This window comes from Streptomyces sp. NPDC036822 (genome assembly GCF_055609145.1).
Map to the genome: position 1 here is coordinate 1 of NZ_JBVJPY010000019.1, position 21,115 is coordinate 21,115.

Here is a 21,115-nt window from a genome sequence, read left to right on the forward strand (position 1 = left end):
GGTCGCGTCGTAGTAGATGAGCTCGCGCCCGTCGGCGAGCGTGGTGACGGTCTTCTTCACGGCGTGTCCTCAGGCGGGGAACCGAACAGAACCACACATAAAGAAGCACAATCAAACATAGGAGTCAATGGTGGGAGTCCCCAAGCGGCCTATACCTGGTACGCCCGCAAGCGCCTTGCTTACGGCCTGACCGCTCTCTCTCACGCCTAGCAGCCATTCGTTACTTTGTGAGTGCGCGTGTCGCTCCTCCCCCCGGCGCGGCACCCGCACCAGCTTGGGTTCCACACGGGTGCGCAGAGCGGGCCGCTGGGCGAGCTTGGCCTGCTTGGGGCGTCGCCCACGCGCGTAGGCGGCCGCATCGGCCGGGGCGGCTCGGTAGCGGTCCCGGCCGCTGTTGCGAGCGATCTCGCGGGAGACGGTCGAAGGGGATCGGCCCAGCCGCTTGGCGAGCTGCCGGGCCGATTCCCCGGCGGCGATGCCGCGGGATATCTCCTCGCGCTCGCTGCTACTCAGATGCCGCTCTGAACGTCTCTGCGGGGTGAGGCGGACGCCGCCGCTCTGGTACAGGAACCGGCGGGCGCTCTGCATCGGTGCGCCGAGCGCCCGCGCGATCAAGCTGAACGACTGCCCCTCGCGCCAGCGTCTCCAGATCTCATCCTGCTGTACCGGCGAAAACCCGTAGTCACGCACCTGTGCCTCCACGATCACATGATCATCCGTGGGTGGTGCGTTGATCAATTGAGGGTGCCGTCGTTTGACGACAGATACGCTCCGCAGCATCCGGCCGGGGCCGGTAGTTGTACCCCCGGGGGCGGACCACCCTGGCGGGAACGCCGGGCCCGCGGGCCGCGATCGACGTCGGCGGTGGGACCATGCCGAGCTCGTTCGAGGTCACGGGGTTGGCCGAAGAGACTGACCAGCAGCTTTTACGCCTCGACGATGATGGTGCCTATGGTCGATTCCGGGCCGGGCCCTTCCGGACGGTCGACCTTCCACCAACCCAGCACGTCCTGGTACTCCGACTGTGGGATGGCACGTCCTTCGGCAGTCATCAGGCGCCCCTGATACGCCTGGGCGTAACGTGCTCGAACCGAGTAGAGGCCGGGTTCCTCGGGAACAACAAGGTCGCACGACACATTTACCCACTCCGCAGGACCTGGGTTGTCTTCCGCCAGCGCCTCGACATGCGTGCCGGCATTGACCACCTTCAAGCCGCCCCCACTGCGCTGCTTGCCGTTCCAAACCGACGCCTGAGCTCGATCCTGACCCGCCAGACCAACGATCACCTGGTTGACGGCGTTGCCACACTCCGAGCAATCATGCAGCACGTCGAAACTGACCTTGTGCGAACCTCCTCCGCGGACATGCACCACGTCAGCCTGGCCATCTATCTTCACATTACGGATCTTGAACCGAAATCCCGCCTCGCCCTCGGATGGCTCGACCATCTCGGTGTCGGGAGTGAGAGCCGTGGTTCGGTGGACATCGCTGTGACTCATCTTGTCGGTCATATGCCAAGTGAACAGGTGGCCACTGACAACGCACCCGCGCTTCAACGAGGTTGACACGTCAGCGTCAGAACACAGCGTCCGAGCCGTCGTACAGTACGACGCCGCGTTGGTGCCCGCCAGCCAACAACCCGCTTCAGTCGGCAGCCGACTCGTCCTCGTCTTCATCCAGCGCCGATACTCCGGGGCGCAACCAGCCCACCGCCTGGTTGAACAGCGCCACCGGCCCCTCACCGTGTGTCCACGCCCGCCCATGCAGAAAGGCGCGGAACCGGCGCGACCACTCCGCATCCTCGTACTCGCGGTACCTGTACGTGTCCCGAATCTCCTACGCGTGTTCGCACGCCTTCAGCTTGCGCTCGGTGTACCGCTTCACGCACGAGACGTCCTCGATGCCGAGTTGCACGGCCAGGTGCTCGATCAAGACCCACGGCACGTCGGTCGTCCGGGAGGATCCGGCCGACGTAGCGCACGGTGCATACCTGGAGAGTAGACCCGAACCAGCTCTGGTCCCCACGCCGCTTCGCGATCAGCTTGCGGTCCTCGTCGTCCAGGAAGAAGAACCGCTCCAGCTCGGGTCGGGTCGGCTCCTCGTTGTCCCTGCCGTACTACGCCGCCTGTTCATCAGTAATGAACTCCACTGGCATGGGCGCGAAGCTATCGGCGCCCGAAGCCGCTCAAGATCTTCCGCCGGGCCTGCCACCCGTGCAAGGACTCCATGATCACCGGCCTAGCGTTAACCGCTGTACCGATGTCCCCGAGACCGTTACCCGACACAAACTCGGCCTCCACCACAAGTGTCCGAAGTTCGACAACGGCGACCCATGAAGGCTTCAGCACGCAATCAGCCAAGGTCAACGCGCTCAGCAACGCCGAAAGACCTAGCGCACGATCTGACATGGGTGTTCCTCAAGCAGCGTCGACCCGCATCTGCCGCCCCCACCCCTTGCCCGGGCCTCGTCTTGTAGCGGGTGGCACGGCCCGTCCTCTCATGTTGACGGAATAGTCGCCTTGTTCTCCTGGGGGAGAACCCAAGACACCTCCGCAGCGGGCAGCGACTGAACCTGGGCACCCTGGCCAGGGCCGCTCCCTAACTGAAACCGCAGGTCAGGGCCTCAGAACGTATCTGGCAGTGACTGAAGTGACTCAAGCTCGACTTCAACGGCTCCATGTCATGTGCTGACGCCTCCATCTGCCAACTCCGGCGCTGGAGGCCTTCAGGGGCCAGTGCAGGGGCAGGGTCTGAAGCTTTGAGCAAGCTGACGAACAGGGACCAAGAGTGCAACTGCCTACTCTCGGCCTGTGCAGCGCCGCTGTGGAACACGCAGGGGCCAGGGACCGACAATCCCTCTCAGCCCATGCCCCTTCAGTGCGTTCAAACCTTCTATCTGCTGCCGCGCGACCGCGACGCCGAGCCGACAACCACTACCGCGCGGGCGCGCCCGGAGAGACAGCCGACCCCTCATACGATTCAGCCTGGTCACGTCGGCACGACTGCCCGGTCGCAGCGGGGATCAGCGACGCCGGTCGCGTGAATCTTTCCTACGGGGCCTGCATGAGTCAGTTGTTCGCAGTGGTGGGCTGCTGGCCGCAGAGCAGATGGTGACGCATCGGGAGGTCAACGCGGCCCGGCACGGATCACGGCGGGTGGCGCACCCCGGGCCGATGACGAGGCCGACGGCCAGTGCGGCCGCACCCGACGCAATTCGCCCGCGCGCTCGTGTCAGTAAGGATCTTCAGCGTCGCCTCTCGAGGGTGAGGATGGCCTTGGCGATTGAGGTGAGCCGGTTGGGGCTGATCCGCGCTTTGCGGAAGATTCGCCAGGCTTTGAACCGGGCGAAGGCACGCTCGACGGGGAAGCCGAGTCGTGCATGTGCTCGGTTGACGGCTGCTTGCCTGGTGGTGAGAGGTCTTCCGAGGTGGCGTTTGAACGGGACCTGGAACGTGCCGCCGGCCCCGGCGTAGGCCTTGTCGGCCAGCACGGGGATCCGCAGTCGCTCACAGATCGCGACGATGCGGTGGGTGCGGGCGGCGGTGATGTCGACCGTGCGGCCCGGCAGTGCGGGTGAGTACCAGTACCAGATCAGCTCGCCGACGGGATCGGTGACGGCCTGGATGTTCACTCCGTGCCGTCGGGCCTTGCCGGAGTAGTCCATCCCGTTCGTGGTCGCCGACGCGGGCGCACTCGGCGATGGTGCCGTCCACCAGGACATACTCGGGCCGTGCCCGGCGAAGCGCCTGCGTGAGGGATGGTGCCTTCGAGGCGAGGAGTTTGATCACGATCTGTACGTAGGCGTGGGCGGTGCCTTCGCTGATCCGGAAGCCCGCGGCGAGCTTCGCGTAGGTGGTGTGCTCGCGCAGGTAGACCACGGTGATGATCGCGCGTTGCGAGGGTCGCAGCTTGCACCGGCGGTCACCCTCGCGAGTGACGATCAGCATCGTGACCCACTCCACGAGCGCATGCGGCAGGCCGAGTGCGGCAGGAAAGACGACCAACGAGGCCTCCGGTCACAGCGGTTGAGACGTCAGACATCTCGAAGGGGCCCTGCCTCGTCACCACACCCGCTGACCAGCCCATTTCACCCTCCAGCACAGGATGAAAGAGCCTCAGTGCGCCGCCTCGTATGCCCTGCGGATGTCGGAGGAGATGCGGCCGCGTTCGTTCACTTCGTGCCCGTTCTCCCTGGCCCACGCACGGATATCGGCCGTCGACGTCCCGGCCGTGCGATTTCGGGTCGCCGCCGAGGTACGCCGGGAGCGGGGGATCTTTCGACCCGCCTTTAGATATGGGCCGAACGCTTCGAGCATCTGATCGTAACTGTCCGGGGACAGGTCGATTTCGTAGTCGATGCCGTTGAGCGTAAAGGTGTGCGTACTACCCTCGGTGGTCTCTTCGCCGGTGAGATCATCGATGAAAATCGTTACCTGCTTCTGTGCCATATTCGGATGGTACACCCCTGGCGCGTGGTGGACCGGAGATCTGTATTCACCACCGTAATGAGATTCACAAATGACGGTTCAATGGCTGGGCTTCCAGGCCCTGGTGAAAGGCAGGACCGGGAAGAAGGGCGTGCGAGGCGTGGGGTGTGCTTCTCGACCGGCCACCTGGAGAGTGAGCCGCCCGGAAGAGCTCTTCGGTGACAGCCCTCTGAGATCCGGAGCCGTTAGCCGCAGAACACCATGTGTTGCCCCGGGGAACGGCGGAGGGCCCCGGCTCTGGCTTCCGCGCGCGGGTTGCAGTGCGCCGTGGTGCTCGGGGGGGTGAGCATGGCGCGCGCGGGGAAGACTTACGGGCCGGGGCCCTCGTTCGGGGTGCCTCCACTGGAGGCTCCGAAAAAAATCTACGCCCGTCGAGCACTGGAACGGGGGCCCGTTCGTGCGGCAGTTAGGGCATCGGTATGGGCCTTTCGCGCCGCCGCACAGGCACAAGAGGACCGGAGGCTGTCACTCGCTGCGCCCTGATCCGGGGCGGGCCCGACCTCCAGTTGTGCCGAATCCTGAGGGAGGGAGGAGGTCTGTCAGAACCAACGGTCCTCCTCGCCGGCGGGATCTGTGTGGTTTAGAGAGGAGGGAATCTGCTCAGCGGGCCATCGTGTCAGCGTGAAGTCTTCAGCCATCACATCCAGTGGGATGTCGAGAAGCATGCCGTACTCGTCAGCACATCTCGCAAAATGCCCATGCGCAGTGAAGGAGAGAGCGGCGACCTGGATTTGTCTGGAATTCTTCCCAAATTTCTTCTTGGTGCTTGTCCAAATCTGCCCGGGGGCCGCAACAACGTAGATGTTTCCGTCGGCGTATGCGGAGCACGCCACGCGCAGGGCGGCGTCGTCGTCGAGCAGGTCCGCTTCCTTTAGGCGGGTTCGGTACGAGTTGATCAACTGGGCAGCGCGTACACTGCCGACCGCAAGATCGATGCGGAAAACCATCTACCCTCCCTGTACGCCGGCCCAGGAGGCTTTGGCGCTAGCAACGCTTCCCGTCGGTATCTGGGAACCCTGTTGTATTTCAGGGAAGCGTAACTGTGCGGTACCAGGTTGCATCAGCATGCGTTCGGGTAGGAATGTATGCCCCGTCTCTGCCCGACCTGCTTCCCTTTCGGGTATGGTCACGACGTGGAAAATCGCCCTACGCTGGCATCGGCTGTCGTTCACCCAACCTCAGGGCAGCCTTCTGGCGAGCACGTTTCAGCCTCGAAACCCTGCCGCTTGATCGAGGTGCTTTACATAGTGGAGAAGCAATGTCAGTTCCGCAGGAAAATGATGTGCGCGGCACGGTGAAGTGGTTTAACGCCGAAAAGGGGTTCGGCTTCCTGGCGCAGGCTAGCGGTGCCCAGGACGTCTTCGTCCACTATTCGGCGATTTCCGGTAACGGATTCCGCTCGCTAGACGAGGGCGAAGAGGTCATCTTCAACGTCGTCGCGGGCCCCAAGGGCCCGCAGGCGGAGGACGTGCGTCGTCACTGACGACTCCATGAGGCGGCGCCCCCGGCTCCCGATAGGCCAGCGGGGGCTAGGTCTCGCCGGCGCGCGAGGGGGTGCCGACAGACATCCTCACCGTGTCAAGTACTGCACGTCACCTCGGACGGGTGGCGGTGCGGACTGACAGATACGGGGTGATTTCCGAAGACACGCCCTAATGTCAGCGCCCACCTTCGGGTGCGATGTTGTCGCGCAGGCCCTCCCACGATGGTGGGAGGGCCTGCTTCGTTGTGCGCCCAGGATGGGCGATTGTTAGGGGAAGTTCCCCGGGGGAGAGGTGGTAGTGACCCCGGGTAGGGGCACGGGCGGCAACATGAGGTGGGGTCTGCAGGAATCCGAGGCGAGACCTGGGTACCGAGGAACGCGAACCGCGTATGAGCCGTACTGGTCAGGTGAGCCTGCGATAGAAGGTGAAGCCCATCACTGCAAGAGGGCCGGTGCGTAAGCGCGGAACAGTGAGCCTCTTTCATCCTGAGTAGTTGCAGGTCAGGAGGGTGTGGATGGCTTGGACGATGGTGCCGATGCGGCGGGTGGAGCATCGGGCTCGGCGAAGGATCCGCCAGGATTTGAGCTGTGCGAAGGCGCGTTCGCCGGGAGCTCTGAGTCGGGCCTGGTCGCGGTTGAACTGCTGGTAGTGCTCGGGTTGTTCGCGGTGGTTCTTGTACGGGGTGCGAATGGTGGCGCCGGCGCCCTGGTAGGCACGGTCCGCCAGGACAAGGACCTGCCGGGTCAGACAGGCCTGCACGATCCCGTGAGCCCGGGCCGCGGTCAGGTCATGAGTGCGGCCGGGTGTCGCACGCGAGAACCACAGCGGTGCGCCGTCAGGACGGGCGATGACCTGCACGTTCATGCCGTGCCTGCGGTGCTTCATGGAGTAATACGGCTCGTCGGCGGCGATGCGGTCGATGGGGATCAGCGTGCCGTCAACGATGACGTGGTCGCCTTCACCGAGGCCGGTGAGTGCTTCGTAGAGGCCGGGTGCCCAGCCGGCCAGGACGTCCAAGGTCTCGTCGACATAGCGCCAGGCGGTGGCCTGCGATATCCCGAAACCCGCCCCGAGCTGCGAGAACGTCTCGTTCTTCCGTAGACGGACCAGCGTGAGCAGAGCCTGTTTGAAGCAGCCGAGCTTGCGCCAGCGGGTGTTGCGGGCCTGGCGATGCTCGTGGAGCAGCCAGGCAACGTGCTCGACCAGCTCGTACGGGACGTCGAGCATGGCAGGATACGGAAACCACCAGGGCCCCTTCGGTCGCCAACGTGTTGAGTGAGATCACCACGCCAACGAGGAGGAGCCCTGCCTCGTCACCACACCCACTGACCAGCTCATTTCACCCTCCAACACAGGATGAAAGAAGCTCAGTGTTCTTACGTGGGGAGAGCTATCCAGATGTCGGCTGTACTGAGGATGCCGCCGCGCCGCATCGAGAGGTGCCGTCTGACCGGGCAGTAGTCAGCAGAGGGCGGTAGTACCAGCTGGGGAAGGGCCAAGATCGAGTAAACCGTTGATGTGGTTGATGCCTTGTGCCGGCCACATGGACCGCAGGAAGCCTGCCTGGGCAGGGCCCCAGGGGGAAGAGCCGGTGCGTCCGGTGGAGCCCTCGGTGGCACGAAGTGATCCGTCCGCGCACTCCACGGAGGACGTTCACCGCGAACAAGGGCTTTGTTCCGGGAGCGGATGCTCTCGCAGGAAACCCTGTGTGGGCCGCTTGACCACGTCGAAGCGAACCGGGGTGCCCCCGGAGTGGACTTGATGACCACGGTGGAGTTGCGTCCGTGGCTGCCGGTGCACTGGCCCGCGGTGGAAGCCGAGCTCGACACGGGCATCTGCCCATTCGACCTGGAGTTCTCGAGGCCGTCCTTCGGGTGACGTTCCGGCGGCTCCACCCACTCGGGCCGGAGCGTGGCGCACGGCGGGCGTCGAGGACGAGCACCGGTAGGGCGTGGACCTTGATTTGGACCGGTTCTTGACCGTGGTCAGCACAACGCCCTGATGACGCGGGTCGCGCGCGAAATCGATCACGCAGAATTCTGCAACTGATCCGCAGGTATCTGGCAGCCGGGATCATGGTGGATGGCATGAAGATGCCCAGCGGGTAAGAGACCCCGCACGGCTCCATGCCCGCGCCCGTCTTGTCGAACATCATGCTCGCCGACCTCGACCGGGAGTTGTTTCGGCGGGGTCACCGGTTCGCGCGTTGCGCCGACGACGTACGCGTTTTCGGGCGGAGCGAGCGGGCGGCCACAGGGGGCTCGTCTTGGTTACGGCCGTCGTGGAGCAGGGCAGCGGTTGCATTGAAGGTCAACAGGGAGAAGTCGAAGGCGGTCCGGGCCTCCGCCGCCACGCTGCTGGGGCTCGGCTCCTACGTCACCCGTAGCGGGGTAAAGATCCGGATCGGCCCGAAGGCGCTGGGGCGCTGGAAGGCCCGTATTCGGAGCTCACCTCGCTCCGTGGAGCGTCGCGATGGACGAACGATCAACCGGTACATGGCCGGAGGAATGGGCTACTTCCAGCTCTCGGAGGCCACCAGGCCGTTCCGGGACCTGCACGAGTGGTTCCGCCGCGGGATGCGGCAGATCCGCTGGAAGGAATGGAAGCATCCCCGGACCGCCGGGCTGACCTGCGCAGGCTCGGCATCAGCGAGTGGTTCTCCTACCAGTGGGAAGCCGCAGCAAGGGTTACTGGTGGTCCGGGCTCGCCCATTCTCCAGCGGGCCATGCCCGACTCCTACTGGCACGGCCTTGGGTTTCTCACACTCAGGCTGACCGGCAACGGTTGAGATCAGCTCGGTGAACCGCCGGATGCGTGCCCCGCATGTCCGGTGGCGTGAGGGGAGTGACGGGCGACCCGTCCCCCTGATCGATTCTCTATGTTCGCACCGGCTCCTGAACAAACGTCATCAGGGGCGAGCGGGACGGGCCGGTCGACGGCCTCCTGATAGCCGCGGGCCACATGACACGAGAGGAAGCGGCGAGAGCATGCGTGATTGCTTCGTCCATGAGGACGCGGATCAGGCAGTCTGAGGCCTGTAATGCGAAGTCTGCCCTTAGGGGCAGCGCCGGGCGGGCGCAGGTCCAAGAGCCTTCAGTCGCTGGACAAAACTGCATGTCAGACGCGTGCCACGCCGTCGGCAGCGACTGAAGCGACGCGACCTGCTGTATATGAGTCTCATCTGATGTGCGCGTGCGATCGATAAGGGGGACTTCTAGTCGCTTCGGTCGCTCTGAGGCTTGCACAACGCCTCTGACCTGTGCTTTTACCGAGCGACTGACAGGAGCGGTGCATGCCGCCCCGTCTCTGGGACCGGGGTACAGCCAGGGGGGCCTCCTTCCCCTGGTCACCCTGAGTTGCTGCCCTGCCGTGCAGGCCTCCTTCGCTAGGCTGCCGCCGTCATTGAGTCGCTTTGGTCGCTGAGGGGGAAGCAGATGCCTGCTCACCTGCGGTCTTCCCCCAGTGACTGGGCACCAGCCTCGCCTGCTGAGCCACTGGCCATCGCCAACTGGTGTGCCAGTCACGGATGGCCCGTCCACCCGCTTGCCCCCGGTCGGAAGACGCCGGCTGCCAACTGCCCCGACTGCCGCCGACGAGACCACGATCGGACGACCTGCCCGTGCCGAGCCGCCGGTCGCTGGTGCCACAGTTTCCACTCGGCGACCCTCGACATGAACCGGATCCGGCACTGGTGGGGGAGGCACCCGCGGATGGGCGTGGCGATCGCCTGCGGTCCGGCCGCCCTCGTGGTCATCGATGTCGACGCCCACTCCACTACCGCACCGCTCCGGGACCGGCTGCTCCCGGGAATTGACATCGCAGATGACATCGACGTGTCGGCGATGACCACCGGTTTCCACACCCTTGCCGTCCTGGCAGCGGTCCGTAGGCAGCAGAACCCGGTCACGGACACCCGTACCCTGCGCGTTCGTACCCCCTCCGGTGGCCTCCACATCTGGTACCGCGCCACGGATGCCCGGCGCTGGCAGTCCTCCATCGGCTCCGGCACCCACCGCGCGCTCGCCTGGCAGGTGGACGTACGCGCTGAAGGCGGCTACATCGTCGCTCCCGGCACCTCCACCACTGCCGGTACCTACACCCCGGTCGGCGCAGCACGCGTCCCCGCACCGCTCCCGGCGTGGCTCGCCCAGGAGCTGGAACGAACCCACCACCTGCCCGCGGCCCACATTCCGGCACCCCGGCCCGTCCCCGCTCGCGCGCGACAAGCCGTGGTCGCAGCCGGGGGCGGTGCCGCCCCCGCGGCCAGGACCCTCTCGACCGTTCTCGCCGATGTGACCGCCTGCGCAGCGACGCCGGAGGGCGCGGGATTCTCGGCCCTGCTCAACCGGGCGGCGTACACCACCGGAGGCCTCGTGGCTGCAGGCCTGCTCTCCCGTGACGAAGCCGAGCGTCTCCTGCAGGAGACCGCCGACCTGGCCCGCCCCGGGCAGGCACGTCGCTCCGCACAGATCATCCGCAGTGGCATGGCCGCCGGAGCCCGACATCCCCTGTACTGCGGGGCCGCCCGTGACTAGGCCTATCGACGGGAGCGACGACGTTCTCTTCGACTTCGATCCGCAGGCGATCGCCGAGCAGATCATCGCCCGGAGAACGGCCCTCGCCCGGCCTCATGGAGCGACGACGAGTGCCCGTGAAGAAGGACCAGCCACGGCCCACGGCCTTCTGCCGGACAGCCTCACCGACCGCGGTAACGCCAAACTCTTTGTGAAGATCTACGCCTCTGACTTCCGGCACGTCCCCGGTCTCGGCTGGTATCGCTGGGACACCACGCGCTGGCAGATGGACGAGGACGACACGGTGCTGTGGGCGGCGGGCGAGATCGGAGAAGAGATTGCCTCTGTGGACCCTCGGGGCGTGCACACCATGGAGGCTCTCAGAAAGCACCGCAAGCGTGCCCTGAGCACCTCCGGTATCAACGCCATGCTTGCCCAGGCCAGGTCCGCCCCCGGCATGGTCCTCAACGCGGCACACCTGGACGCCGACCCCTATGCCCTGTGCACCCCCTCGGGCGTGGTCGACCTGCGCACCGGCCTCATGCGTACTCCCGATCCGTTCAAGGACTTCAACTCCCGCTCCACGACCACGGGTCCCACACAGATGCCCACGCCGCGGTTCATCCGCTTCCTGAGCGACACCCTCGGAGAAGGGCCCGACGGCAGCGAGATGATCGCGTACCTCCAGCTGCTCCTTGGTTACTCGATCACCGGCGACGTCGGCGCTCAGGTAATGCCCTTCCTCTTCGGGGCGGGGAAGAACGGCAAGTCGGTCCTTCTCGACCTTTTCATGAAGCTGATGGGGGACTATGCGGATGCCGCCCCGCCCGGGTTCCTCATGGCCCGCCCCTACGAGGGCCATCCCACCGACCTCGCGGAACTCCACGGCCGGCGCATCATCGTCTGCTCCGAAGTCAAGCCTGGTGACAAGTTCGACGAAGCACGTGTCAAGCTTCTTACCGGAGGCGACCGCATCAAGGCGCGCCGTATGCGTCAGGACTTCTTCAGTTTCGAGCCCACGCACAAGCTGTGGCTCCTCGGTAACCACCGCCCGGAAGTCGGCACCGGAGGCTTTGCGTTCTGGCGGCGCATGCGTCTCATTCCCTTCGAGCGCACGGTGTCCGACGACCAGAAGATCGACAACCTGGCCGACATTCTCGTTGCCGAGGAGGGCCCCGGCATACTGAACTGGCTTATTGAGGGGGCCCGTCGGTATCTCGCGGGGGACAAGAACCTGACGGGTCCGGACAAGGTGCGTATCGCCACCACCGCATACGCCGAGACCGAGGACCACACCGGACGGTTCTACGATGAGGCCTGCATCCTCAGTGCGGAGGCTCGCACCGAGCAGAAGACCCTCTACGACGCCTACCGCTCCTGGTGCGCGACGGAAGGCTCCCCGCCGGCCAGCAACCGGGCGTTCGCCCAGCGCACCCGGGAGCTTGTCGGCTTGTCGTCCCCGAAGGAGATGATTCTGTCGAATTCGAGGAAGTACTACCCCGGCATAGGATTGCTCGCCGACGAGGAGGTGGCATGAGCGCCCTGATCAGCGATGACGAGATCAAGCACGAGCTCGAACTGGTGTGGCTCGAGGACGTGGAACGGCTCGACTACGTTCGCCAGAGTCTCGACCGTCTGCCCACCCGCGGTGGGCGTCCGGCGTACTTCCGTGACGGCCGCATGGTCGGATACGCGGTCCTCGGTCGCGACTCGAAGGCATCCCGGGCGTCCGGAACCTTCCGGCGCCGTGTCTTCTGGCTCCTTCCCCACGACCGCGACTCGGTACCCGACGGGCTCTACCGCGCATCAGGGCCCTCCGAGGGCATCGACCCGCGCACCCTTGCTCCCGGCACCAAGGGCCGTAAGACCGAACGTTCCGAAGGCGGTCCGCCGTCCTCCGCGATGCAGGAACTGGGCATCACGCTTCCGCTGTGACGGCCACCGAGTTCGAAGCTCAGTCGCTTCGGTCGCTCCGTACGGTTCGTACGGAGCGGCTGGGCGTGAGGAATCGGCCGTGACGAGGTGTCCAGGACGACGGATGTCGCTCTTCAAGGGCAGCTGAGCGGTGAGTGGTATCCGTGAACCGTCCGGTGACAGTCGAGCTTCTCGGCGAGGGACCGTTCACGGCTGTCGTCTCGTAAGGAAGGCGGCAGCCTGCACAAATGTGAGCCCACCGGCTGTCGACAGGCAGTAGCCGATGGCTCTGCGCGGTGAAGGAGTGTGCCCCTGGCCAAGGGGCTCCCCACGAGTCCCTCCCAAGAGGGTTGGCCAGGGGCGTAACGGCCAGGGACGGGTATGCCCCGGGGGAGGAGGCAGGCCCGTCTGCGTGCTGACCCACCGCCCAGGCTAGGTGTGCGCGGGGCCGGCGTAACGGGCGTCGCGGGCAGCCGTAAGGGAGTGCGAAGGGCGCTGAACGTGCAGACTCGCAAGCTTCCCCTGATGCGCATCGTGATCCGTCGAGCACCGTCTCTGTGCGCCACAGGCAGCCCCGCACGGCTTCTGTTAGGGAAAATCCCTGATCTCGACCGCCGAATCAGGTGATAGAGAGAATATGGATTGCCGATAATGCAGGGATCCAGATTTTTGCGAGGCTGTATACACTTAAGCCACCCCTCGACCCCGCGAAATACTGCCCAGCCATTGGCCCCTCGTGCTTGCACGGGTTTACGATCGCTGGCAGCGCGGTGGCCGGGCGCGTCTCCTGTCTCCGAGAACGCTTTCCACGTCGCCTCTGTGAAGAAGGTAAACAGCCATGGGCAGACTCGGCCCCACCGAGATCATTCTCATTCTCGTCGTCATCATCCTGCTGTTCGGTGCCAAAAAGCTCCCGGACATGGCCCGTTCGCTGGGCAAGTCGGCGCGTATCCTCAAGAGCGAGGCCAAAGCCATGAAGGCGGACGACCAGCAGAGCGCTCCTGCCCCGGCGGATCCGCCGGCCCCCGGCGCCCAAGACCCCTACGCTCCACGCACGATCCAGGCGGCACCCGGCGATGTGACCAGTCCGCGTCCCCTGGCCGAGCGTTCGGACACCACCAGGCGCTGACCGCTCCGGCGCGGCCGTCGCACGAGATGAGGACGTCGGTTGCTCACGTCTGCCCGCAAACAAGAGAAGGCATCCGAGGGCCGAATGCCCCTCGTGGAACACCTGCGTGAACTGCGCAACCGCCTGGCGAAGGGCTTCCTGGCTATCGCCGCGGTCACCGTAGTGGCCCTCGTGTATAGCGAGGAACTGATGCAGTTCCTGACAAGGTCGGTGCCCAAGTGCGGGCCCGGCGTCAGTAGCGACGGTGGCAACTGCGCGATCGTCTCGTTCAACACGCTGATGGCTCCGTTCAGCACGACGATCCAGATCAGCCTTGTGACCGGCCTTGTTGTCGCGAGTCCGGTCTGGCTGTACCAGCTGTGGGCCTTCATCGCGCCCGGCCTGCACAAGAGCGAGAAGAAGTACACCTACGCCTTCGTCGGCACCGCGGTTCCGCTCTTCGCCGCCGGGGCCTACCTCGCGTACCTCATTCTTCCCATCAGCGTGCACGTACTCATCAGCCTCACGCCGGGTGGTTCCGCGAACATCTTGTCCCTCAGCGACGTGCTGGACTTCACCCTGCGCATGGTGCTCGTCTTCGGCCTCGCCTTCGAGCTGCCGCTCATTCTCGTCATGCTGAACGTCACCGGTGTCCTCACAGGCCGGCGAATGGCCAGCTGGTGGCGCGGCGTGATCATGGGCGTCTTTGTCTTCGGCGCCATCATCACCCCCACCACCGACCCAGTCGGCATGATCGCTCTCGCCGGGCCGATCACCGTCCTGTACTTCGGAGCCGTAGGATTTTCGCTCGTCAACGACCGGCGCAGGGCCCGCCGCAACTCTGACGCCGCACTCGGCGACGGCGAGGCCTCCCGCCTCAGGCCCACGCACGGGTCCGTCGGCGTCAGTGCCTTGCGCGAAGGAGCGGCGAAGCCGGCGGCGGACACGACACTCCCGTGATCGCGAGACCGAGCCCCGCCCTACCCCCTGAGATCGTTGGCACGTCCCAAGCCGACGCAAGGAGACATCCACGGGATGTTCCAGGGCGCCAAAGGGTGCGAGCCGTCCACCTCAGCAGGCCCCCGAAGGGCGCGCCCCCTCAGGAATACTCGTGCGTGAACGTCTGCATGTTGTTCCTCGCGTACCACTGACGAAAGACGCTCTCCACAGCTGCGCGATAAGCCTCTCGACTCATGTGTCCCGGGCGTTCATGCAGGGCGTGGAGGAGTGGAATGTGGTCGAACTTCGCCATAATTCGGCTCACCTGCGGCTCCGAGGACCCAGGTGCTCTGTCGGCGAAGTCAGCCCAGTCCTCGCTCGGGTCCCACCGAGACGTGAGGTACTCCCAGGCCTCTTCTGTTCCGTTAGCCTGCATGACTCTCGCTGCTCCAGGTTGTGATCAGAACCTTCCTTGGCCAAGAGGATTCCGAACGGCACCTCTCCCGTCGAGCCTCCCAAGGGCACATCCCCGCACACACGACGTGCCCGACGTAGTGCCTGAAAGTGCGACGCAGCGTGCGGCATGTCCGGCTCGTCCCCTTGCGCTGCCCATGCGGCCATAGCCTGCCCCGGGGGGCGGAAGAACAATCGAATCCCTTCAAGGCGGAAAGTGTAAGGAGGTTCGATGGAGCGATCCCTGGTGCTCACCGGCTCGTTGGTTCGCCTTGAGACGTTGCGCGCAGAGCATGCGGAAGGCCTGGCCACCGCAGCCTCTGACGACCCCTTCGAGTTTCTGTCCGTACCCCGTTCCGTCATGGAGGCGGTGCGGTACGTCAAGAAGGCCCGGGTCGGTAGGAGAGCCGGGACGAGTATCGGTTTCGCCATCATCGACAGAAGGTCAGAGCGGATCGTGGGCTCGACCAGGTTCAAGAACTTGATGTACCGGGACGAGACGTCGACCGGTTGTGCGCCGTGTGCCGCTGAGATCGGCAATACGTGGATGGCATCCGAGTCCTGGGGGTCGGGCCTCAACCTGGAGACCAAACAGCTAATGCTGGCGCACGCGTTCGATGGCATGGGAGTCCGACGCGTCTCCTTCAAGGTCGACGTACGCAACGACCGAACTCGCGCGGCTTTGATCAAGCTCGGGGTGACCTGCGAGGGCGAGTTGCGAGCCCACTCTTATGGACGCGACGGTGCTCTGCGCTCGGTCATCTCCTACTCCGTCCTGGCCGAGGAATGGCCGGCCGTGCGGGACATCATCTCAGTAAGGATCTTCAGAGTGGTCACCGATCGGGTGACGGTCGAGGCGGGATAGCAGGCGAGGCCTTCGGGCAGTGGTTCGAGATGTCTGAAGTCCCAACCGCCGCGACCGGAGGCCTCGTTGGTCATCTATCCTGCCGCACTCGACCTGCCGCACGCGCTCGTAGAGTGGGTCACGATGCTGATCGTCACCCGCGAGGGTGACCGTCGGTGCAAGCTGCGGCCCTCGCAACGCGCGATCATCGCCCTGGTCTACCTGCGCGAGCACACCACCTATGCGAAGCTCGCCGCGGGCTTCCGTATCAGCGAGGGCACAGCCCATGCCTATGTACAGAGTGTGATCGGACTTCTCGCCTCGAAGGCACCGTCCCTGACACAGGCCCTGCGCCGGGCACGTCCCGAGTACGTCCTGGTGGACGGCACCATCGCCGAGTGCGTCCGGGTCGGCGACCATGAACGTGACTACTCCGGCAAGGCCAGACGGCACGGCGTCAATATCCAGGCCGTCACCGATCCCGTCGGCGAGCTGATCTGGTACTCACCCGCGCTGCCCGGCCGCACCGTCGACATCACCGCCGCCCGCACCCACCGCATCGTCACGACCTGTGAACGACTGCGGATCCCCGTACTCGCCGACAAGGCCTACACCGGAGCCGGCGGGACCTTCCAAGTGCCCTTCAAACGCCACCTCGGACGGCCCCTCACTGCCAGACAAGCAGCCGTCAACCGAGCACACGCACGCCTCCGCTTCCCCGTCGAGCGTGCCTTCGCCCGGCTCAAGGCATGGCGGATCTTCCGCAAAGCCCGGATCAGCCCCAACCGACTCACGTCAATCACCAAGGCCGTCCTCACCCTCGAGAGGCGACGCTGAAGATCCTTACTGAGGCTCTCCACCGGGCGGAGCCTGAACGCTCAGAGGGCATCAGCGACCGGCTGACCGCCCCGCCGCCGGGCCTGCCCCAAAGGGCAGTGAAACTGCCCCCCAGCAGGCACGACCAGGCCATCCCGCACGCCGCTTTTCGGGCCAAACTGGGCGCGAAACATGGTCAGTGAAGGAGTGAAATGGACCCCCGATCCCCTTGGAGAGAGCACTCTCTGTGCAGCGGATTCCCCGACCTCTTCTTCCCCACGGGTACGGACGCGCAGGCCAAACGGCAGGTCCAGGCGGCGAAAGAGGTCTGTCGAAGGTGTCCCGTCGCGGAGCACTGCCGTACCTGGGTACTGGCAGCCGGACCGCAGCACGGGGTGTGGGGCGGGCTCACGCCGGCGGAACAACGCCGGATTCGGCGGCAACGTCCTGTCCGGGCACAAGCCGCATGACAGCGTGCAGTGACGTAGTGCGCGGCCATGCCCAGATAGGCAGGGGTGGCAATCCGTCCGGCGGACACGCCTCCGCAGAGGCTGGGCGAAGCCGTCGTGCGGAAGAAGCAACCCACTCCAAAACCCCTTGGCGGGGAGCCGGGTTGTGAGCATGCCACGCGATAGCGACTACATCGAATCGGTCATCGTGCGTCTGTTCGCTGGTTCCGGACTCCAGGAAGGAGCACCGCATCCGCGACTCGCGGAGATCATGACGTCGGCTGCCGACGCCGAGATCACAAGGACAGCGAATCAACTGGCCGCACTTTGAGGTTCACGTTGGTCCCAAATGGATCCCATGCTGTCTGACCAAGCGCCTGTGATGGATAGCGTCACGTTCACCACCGACTCGCTGATCACCAGTCGGCAGTTGAGATCCGGGTCGCCTATGCAAACCTCTCAGGGTCCCGCCGAGCCCCTCCATGGTCAGACAAGGCGTACCCGGTTGCCTGTCTCCCGCAGCAGGGGGAGCACCACCGGGCGCCACAGCCTCGGGCAGGTCAACGAGATGACCCCCTGACTCCTGACGCCTATCCACCGTCGTGGACACGGCGGGACGGCGTTCTCGACCGTCAACGATCCGGCGAAGAGGACAACACCGTACTCCGCCAGCCTCGCATGCTCCCCGATGGCGACGAAGTCGCCCTGATCCCACGAGTGGATCGAGTAGCAGAGCACCCCGCCGGGCGCGCACGATCCCAGCTCCCTGGCATTCATGCTCCTCAGGTGGTGCGGGAAGGAGGTGGCGGCGGGCATGGATGCCGTGCCTCTGCCGTCGGGAACGCCGACTGTGAACACCATGACAGGATCTCCTCCAGCCTCTGAACATCCCGGTGGAGACGGGCAACGCGTTCTTCCAGGTCCGTCAGGATCTCGTCCAGCACTTTGCACTTCCTGGGGCCACCGTGTTTCGGATCCCGGACGGTCCCCGCCTTCCCGCGAGGCGTGCCGGCGGGTCGAGAGGGATCCTCCGCCCTACTCGACGGCATGTCTGTATCCATCGCCATCCGGCTCACCCCGCTGCCGCCGTGACACGGGCAAGGCCGCGAAGCGCTTCCGCCTCGTAGGAGCCCGGACCACAGGCCCACGGGCACATCACCAAGCGCCGCGGGCTGGATGGGAAGAAGTAAAACCTGATGCCCTCGGTGACCGGCAGATCGTCGGCGTCGCCATCCCCTCGTCCGGCGAACGCCTGGATCAACCCCGTCGCCTCACCCTCCGCGAACTGAGCGGGAATGACGCAGCGTTGAGTGAGGTCGAAGCGCTCTCCGCCCGCCCACGCTCGGTCGCCTCCCAGGGCTCCTTCCTGGCGTCGATGCGGCCTCCGATGAGGCAACATGTCCCCGGGATGTTGTCGTGTAGATGGAGGAGGTAGTCGCCCGCGGCGTTGGTGATCACGCGGCAACTGCGGACTCTCGTACGGAGTCATCTACTCTGCTCCTCAGGCCATGGGTGGATGAGTACCGGCGGCCCTGACCTTCCTCGCGAGCGCCACCGCGATCTGCCGGGCCTTCAGCGTGAGGCCCCTTGCCTGCGGGGACGGATCCCGCGGTATTTCGGCGGCGATCTCGTCGGAACGGTCCGTGGGCGGGCCGAGCGCGATCAGCACCTCCATCTCGCCGTCGTACTGCTGCTCCATGTGGCAGACCAAGTGCGCAGGTGCCGTTCCTCGCTGAGGACCGGCATGACACGGAGACAGGGGGGGGTGAGAGGGGCGCATTCGATCCTTCGAAGTCGACCGGGGGCAGTCGCTGACGTGCTAGCAGAACCTTTCCTTCCGTTCCCCAGTGGGGTCCAGGTCGTAAGGGCAGAGACAGGTGAAGCTCGCGGGGGGCGATCGGGTACCGCTGCGCGGACCGCCCTCAGGGCGCTTCTCTCGTCTTTGATGTGACGGGACGGCGTCCCACCGCCGCCCATGGTCTTCGTAACCGAGGGTTGCCCCCGTCTCTGCCCTCGCGTCCCTGTCCCCCCGACGGGGCAACTGCTGTATTGGACAGCCGTGTCTGCCTGGGTTATTGCATGCAGCGGTGCTGAACAGCCCTGAATCCGTAGTCTGCTGACCTTGGATTCGAAGAGAGAGAGCGAGTGGCGCCTACGGGGCGAAGGAAACCTAAGCAGAAGGCGCTAGCATGCATGGTGGGTCCCTCTGCGTGGGAGCTGGGCCGCGCTGAACAGGAGCGGCAGCTGGCGGCCCTCCCCTCTCCGGCGCCTCTCTCGATGTCCAACCGGTAACCCACCGAGAAGAAGAGGAACAGCCGTGATCACTCCAGACGGATCCTCCGAAGACGACGGGCACAGCGCATCCGCCCAGGACCTCGTCCGCGCGGCCGGCGATGCCCTGCGTGGACAGGACATAGCCACCGCCTCAGCCCTGACCGGCCTCGCCCAGGTCCGTGCCACACTCGCCCTGGCCGAAGTCCAGCAGGAACTGCTGTGGGTGGCCAGCGACATCAGAAACAACCTGGAACTGCTTCGCCTCGGCGAGGTCGGTGACATCTCTCGCGCCCTGCGCGAACGTTCGATCTGACCGCGCCCGACCCATCAGCGCGTCCAGCTCCTCGCGCCGTGCCCGACCCGCAGCCCCAAAGTGCAGCCCTCTAGGAACGGAAAGCCGCCCCTAGGCCGCTGCGGCGCAGATCACGCACGGCAGATGCTGACCGAGTGGGTGCCATCGTATTGCAACTTGAAACCAACGTCCTTGCGACACCTGGAGAGGAGAGCAGGTGGACCGTCCAGGTCGTGAACACCGGTACGGTAGTCGACCGGTTCGAACTGGACATCCTCGGCGAAGCCAAGCAATGGATCAAAGTTGAGCCGGCCCAGGCCAACGTCTTTCCCGACCAGTCCGTCGAAGTGGATGTGGTCTTCACACCTCCTCGGTCGGCGGAGCTGGCCGCGGGTGAGGTGACGTTCGGCCTCCGGGTGATGTCACACGAGGACATCGAGGGCTCCGTCGTCGAGGAATGCGCCGTCACCGTCGGCCCCTACACCGACTACGGCGTCACGCTGGTCCCCGCTACGAAGCGAGGACGGCTCTCCGGACGGTTCAACGCCGTCGTCGACAACCGAGGCAACGCGCCGCTGAAGGTGCACCTCTACGCCTCGGACCCCGACGCAAAGGTCCAGGCCACCTTCAAGCACGAAGAAGTCGATGTCGCCTACGGGAAGGGTGTCGTCGTCCCGCTGAAGGTGAAGCCCGTCGCCCGGCAGTGGCGGGGAACCGACACTCCGCTGCCTTTCCAAGTTCTGGTCGTCGACGAGGAGGACGAGCAGGAGCAGACGGCCGACGGCGTCCTCGTGCAGGCGTCGATCGTCTCCGACGGGCTGGCCAAGTTCGCACTCGCCGTCGTCGCCGCCGTTCTGGCGCTGCTCGCACTCTGGTACTTCGTCCTCAAGCCGAGCGTGGAGTCGGAGGCGCGCAAACAGGTGGCCGTGGCGACCGGTCAGGATCCGGCGGGCGCCGGGAGCGGGGGAGCGGGCGGCGCAGGAGCCGCTGGCGCGGGCAAGGGAGGCGCCTCCGCCGGCGCTGGCGGCGCTGCCACGGGTGCCGGCGGGGCAGGTGGCGGAGCGGGGGCTGGAGGCACCGACGGCAGCAGTTTCCCCGCTCTCAACAACGGAGGCTCCGACACGGCCTCGGGCGGCAAGAACGGTGGTGCCGGAGGGGGCCCCGTGCTCCAGGCGGTGGACTTCCGAATCCAGACCGACGTCAAGAGCGATGACGACTTCATCACGACCCGGTACACCGTTCCCCGGGACCAGACGTACTACATCAGCGACATCCTCTTCGAGAACGCCGCGGGTGACACCGGAATCATGCGCCTCCAGCGGGGGGAGTCGGTCCTGATGCAGATGAACCTGGAGACGTTCCGCGACCGCGACGACCACTGGGCCGAACCCATCGAGTTCGGACCCGGCGAAGAGGTGATCCTCTCCGTGCGATGCCAGTCGCCCGGAGGGCAGACCACTAGCACGGGAGCCTCCTGCACGCCGGCTGCCTACTTCTCGGGTCGCACCGTCGTCACTGGGAACTGAAACAGGCCGGCACGA

Annotated in this window: 19 protein-coding genes and 4 pseudogenes; 14 read left to right on the top strand and 9 right to left on the bottom strand. The window is 65.5% G+C overall.

Translation table 11 applies throughout. The features are described from left to right. Positions 1–270 precede the first annotated feature (270 nt). The 3 genes and pseudogenes from ACZ68P_RS30235 to ACZ68P_RS30245 form a co-directional block, all read right to left on the bottom strand. Positions 271–690: pseudogene (locus ACZ68P_RS30235) on the bottom strand (helix-turn-helix domain-containing protein); the annotation flags it as partial. 236 nt (positions 691–926) lie between these two features. Next, positions 927–1,511 carry a hypothetical protein gene (locus tag ACZ68P_RS30240; RefSeq protein WP_471011786.1) on the bottom strand — a complete coding sequence of 195 codons (585 nt, stop codon included), beginning with the start codon at positions 1,509–1,511 and terminating at the stop codon, positions 927–929. Between the two features lie 148 nt (positions 1,512–1,659). After that, positions 1,660–2,155: pseudogene (locus ACZ68P_RS30245) on the bottom strand (DUF4158 domain-containing protein); the annotation flags it as partial. A gap of 711 nt (positions 2,156–2,866) precedes the next feature. Between ACZ68P_RS30245 and ACZ68P_RS30250 the strand changes: the two are divergent. Beyond that, positions 2,867–3,043 carry a DUF6009 family protein gene (locus tag ACZ68P_RS30250; RefSeq protein ID WP_471011932.1) on the top strand — a complete coding sequence of 59 codons (177 nt, stop codon included), beginning with the start codon at positions 2,867–2,869 and terminating at the stop codon, positions 3,041–3,043. A gap of 201 nt (positions 3,044–3,244) precedes the next feature. Here the strand turns inward: ACZ68P_RS30250 and ACZ68P_RS30255 are convergent. The 3 genes and pseudogenes from ACZ68P_RS30255 to ACZ68P_RS30265 all read right to left on the bottom strand — a co-directional run bounded on the left by ACZ68P_RS30255 (position 3,245) and on the right by ACZ68P_RS30265 (position 5,434). Then, positions 3,245–4,004, bottom strand: a pseudogene (locus ACZ68P_RS30255) (transposase). A 111-nt stretch (positions 4,005–4,115) separates the two neighbouring features. After that, complete coding sequence (locus tag ACZ68P_RS30260; RefSeq protein WP_471011787.1) at positions 4,116–4,448, bottom strand: histone-like nucleoid-structuring protein Lsr2; 333 nt, start codon at positions 4,446–4,448, stop codon at positions 4,116–4,118. 578 nt (positions 4,449–5,026) lie between these two features. Continuing rightward, positions 5,027–5,434, bottom strand: coding sequence for a hypothetical protein (locus ACZ68P_RS30265; protein ID WP_471011789.1), 408 nt, complete (start codon positions 5,432–5,434; stop codon positions 5,027–5,029). Positions 5,435–5,745: 311 nt separating this feature from the next. Here ACZ68P_RS30265 and ACZ68P_RS30270 point away from each other — a divergent pair, with 311 nt between their 5' ends. After that, complete coding sequence (locus ACZ68P_RS30270; protein WP_471011791.1) at positions 5,746–5,970, top strand: cold-shock protein; 225 nt, start codon at positions 5,746–5,748, stop codon at positions 5,968–5,970. A gap of 481 nt (positions 5,971–6,451) precedes the next feature. Here the strand turns inward: ACZ68P_RS30270 and ACZ68P_RS30275 are convergent. Further along, positions 6,452–7,259: pseudogene (locus ACZ68P_RS30275) on the bottom strand (transposase family protein). Between the two features lie 464 nt (positions 7,260–7,723). Here ACZ68P_RS30275 and ACZ68P_RS30280 point away from each other — a divergent pair. The 10 genes from ACZ68P_RS30280 (at position 7,724) to ACZ68P_RS30325 (ending at position 17,029) form a co-directional block, all read left to right on the top strand. Next, complete coding sequence (locus tag ACZ68P_RS30280) at positions 7,724–7,849, top strand: hypothetical protein (RefSeq protein ID WP_471011794.1); 126 nt, start codon at positions 7,724–7,726, stop codon at positions 7,847–7,849. A gap of 275 nt (positions 7,850–8,124) precedes the next feature. Then, positions 8,125–8,745, top strand: coding sequence for a group II intron maturase-specific domain-containing protein (locus ACZ68P_RS30285; protein ID WP_471011934.1), 621 nt, complete (start codon positions 8,125–8,127; stop codon positions 8,743–8,745). A gap of 660 nt (positions 8,746–9,405) precedes the next feature. Continuing rightward, the gene (locus tag ACZ68P_RS30290; RefSeq protein ID WP_471011795.1) at positions 9,406–10,506 is read left to right on the top strand and encodes a bifunctional DNA primase/polymerase; all 1,101 of its coding nucleotides are present in this window, start codon (positions 9,406–9,408) and stop codon (positions 10,504–10,506) included. Continuing rightward, entirely contained in the window at positions 10,499–12,022 is a 1,524-nt protein-coding gene (locus ACZ68P_RS30295; protein ID WP_471011796.1) for a DNA primase family protein, read from the top strand. The genes ACZ68P_RS30290 and ACZ68P_RS30295 overlap by 8 nt, the downstream gene beginning before the upstream one ends. Further along, positions 12,019–12,420 (top strand): DUF6009 family protein, encoded by a 402-nt coding sequence (locus tag ACZ68P_RS30300; protein ID WP_471011797.1) that lies wholly within the window; start codon positions 12,019–12,021, stop codon positions 12,418–12,420. The genes ACZ68P_RS30295 and ACZ68P_RS30300 overlap by 4 nt, the downstream gene beginning before the upstream one ends. A gap of 817 nt (positions 12,421–13,237) precedes the next feature. Beyond that, on the top strand, positions 13,238–13,528 hold the full coding sequence (gene tatA, locus ACZ68P_RS30305; RefSeq protein WP_471011800.1) for a Sec-independent protein translocase subunit TatA: 291 nt from the start codon (positions 13,238–13,240) through the stop codon (positions 13,526–13,528). An 84-nt stretch (positions 13,529–13,612) separates the two neighbouring features. Continuing rightward, the gene (tatC, locus tag ACZ68P_RS30310) at positions 13,613–14,467 is read left to right on the top strand and encodes a twin-arginine translocase subunit TatC (RefSeq protein ID WP_471011936.1); all 855 of its coding nucleotides are present in this window, start codon (positions 13,613–13,615) and stop codon (positions 14,465–14,467) included. Between the two features lie 664 nt (positions 14,468–15,131). Next, on the top strand, positions 15,132–15,764 hold the full coding sequence (locus ACZ68P_RS30315; protein ID WP_471011802.1) for a GNAT family N-acetyltransferase: 633 nt from the start codon (positions 15,132–15,134) through the stop codon (positions 15,762–15,764). Between the two features lie 66 nt (positions 15,765–15,830). Beyond that, positions 15,831–16,580 carry a transposase gene (locus ACZ68P_RS30320; RefSeq protein ID WP_471011804.1) on the top strand — a complete coding sequence of 250 codons (750 nt, stop codon included), beginning with the start codon at positions 15,831–15,833 and terminating at the stop codon, positions 16,578–16,580. A gap of 191 nt (positions 16,581–16,771) precedes the next feature. Continuing rightward, positions 16,772–17,029, top strand: coding sequence for a WhiB family transcriptional regulator (locus ACZ68P_RS30325; RefSeq protein WP_471011806.1), 258 nt, complete (start codon positions 16,772–16,774; stop codon positions 17,027–17,029). A gap of 465 nt (positions 17,030–17,494) precedes the next feature. Here the strand turns inward: ACZ68P_RS30325 and ACZ68P_RS30330 are convergent, their stop codons facing one another. Next, positions 17,495–17,869 carry a hypothetical protein gene (locus tag ACZ68P_RS30330; RefSeq protein ID WP_471011808.1) on the bottom strand — a complete coding sequence of 125 codons (375 nt, stop codon included), beginning with the start codon at positions 17,867–17,869 and terminating at the stop codon, positions 17,495–17,497. 640 nt (positions 17,870–18,509) lie between these two features. Beyond that, positions 18,510–18,707, bottom strand: a complete 198-nt coding sequence (locus ACZ68P_RS30335; RefSeq protein WP_471011810.1) for a hypothetical protein — start codon at positions 18,705–18,707, stop codon at positions 18,510–18,512. Positions 18,708–19,325: 618 nt separating this feature from the next. Between ACZ68P_RS30335 and ACZ68P_RS30340 the strand changes: the two genes are divergently transcribed. After that, complete coding sequence (locus ACZ68P_RS30340) at positions 19,326–19,595, top strand: hypothetical protein (RefSeq protein WP_471011812.1); 270 nt, start codon at positions 19,326–19,328, stop codon at positions 19,593–19,595. 212 nt (positions 19,596–19,807) lie between these two features. Then, entirely contained in the window at positions 19,808–21,100 is a 1,293-nt protein-coding gene (locus ACZ68P_RS30345) for a COG1470 family protein (protein ID WP_471011813.1), read from the top strand. Positions 21,101–21,115 lie beyond the last annotated feature (15 nt).

Excerpts from the sequence above, each read along its gene's own strand:
- ACZ68P_RS30240 (WP_471011786.1), bottom strand. The coding sequence starts at position 1,511 with ATGACCGACAAGATGAGTCACAGCGATGTCCACCGAACCACGGCTCTC.
- ACZ68P_RS30250 (WP_471011932.1), top strand. The coding sequence starts at position 2,867 with ATGCCCCTTCAGTGCGTTCAAACCTTCTATCTGCTGCCGCGCGACCGC.
- ACZ68P_RS30260 (WP_471011787.1), bottom strand. The coding sequence starts at position 4,448 with ATGGCACAGAAGCAGGTAACGATTTTCATCGATGATCTCACCGGCGAA.
- ACZ68P_RS30265 (WP_471011789.1), bottom strand. The coding sequence starts at position 5,434 with ATGGTTTTCCGCATCGATCTTGCGGTCGGCAGTGTACGCGCTGCCCAG.
- ACZ68P_RS30270 (WP_471011791.1), top strand. The coding sequence starts at position 5,746 with ATGTCAGTTCCGCAGGAAAATGATGTGCGCGGCACGGTGAAGTGGTTT.
- ACZ68P_RS30285 (WP_471011934.1), top strand. The coding sequence starts at position 8,125 with ATGCTCGCCGACCTCGACCGGGAGTTGTTTCGGCGGGGTCACCGGTTC.
- ACZ68P_RS30290 (WP_471011795.1), top strand. The coding sequence starts at position 9,406 with ATGCCTGCTCACCTGCGGTCTTCCCCCAGTGACTGGGCACCAGCCTCG.
- ACZ68P_RS30300 (WP_471011797.1), top strand. The coding sequence starts at position 12,019 with ATGAGCGCCCTGATCAGCGATGACGAGATCAAGCACGAGCTCGAACTG.
- tatA (WP_471011800.1), top strand. The coding sequence starts at position 13,238 with ATGGGCAGACTCGGCCCCACCGAGATCATTCTCATTCTCGTCGTCATC.
- tatC (WP_471011936.1), top strand. The coding sequence starts at position 13,613 with ATGCCCCTCGTGGAACACCTGCGTGAACTGCGCAACCGCCTGGCGAAG.
- ACZ68P_RS30315 (WP_471011802.1), top strand. The coding sequence starts at position 15,132 with ATGGAGCGATCCCTGGTGCTCACCGGCTCGTTGGTTCGCCTTGAGACG.
- ACZ68P_RS30325 (WP_471011806.1), top strand. The coding sequence starts at position 16,772 with ATGGACCCCCGATCCCCTTGGAGAGAGCACTCTCTGTGCAGCGGATTC.
- ACZ68P_RS30330 (WP_471011808.1), bottom strand. The coding sequence starts at position 17,869 with ATGGTGTTCACAGTCGGCGTTCCCGACGGCAGAGGCACGGCATCCATG.
- ACZ68P_RS30335 (WP_471011810.1), bottom strand. The coding sequence starts at position 18,707 with ATGGAGCAGCAGTACGACGGCGAGATGGAGGTGCTGATCGCGCTCGGC.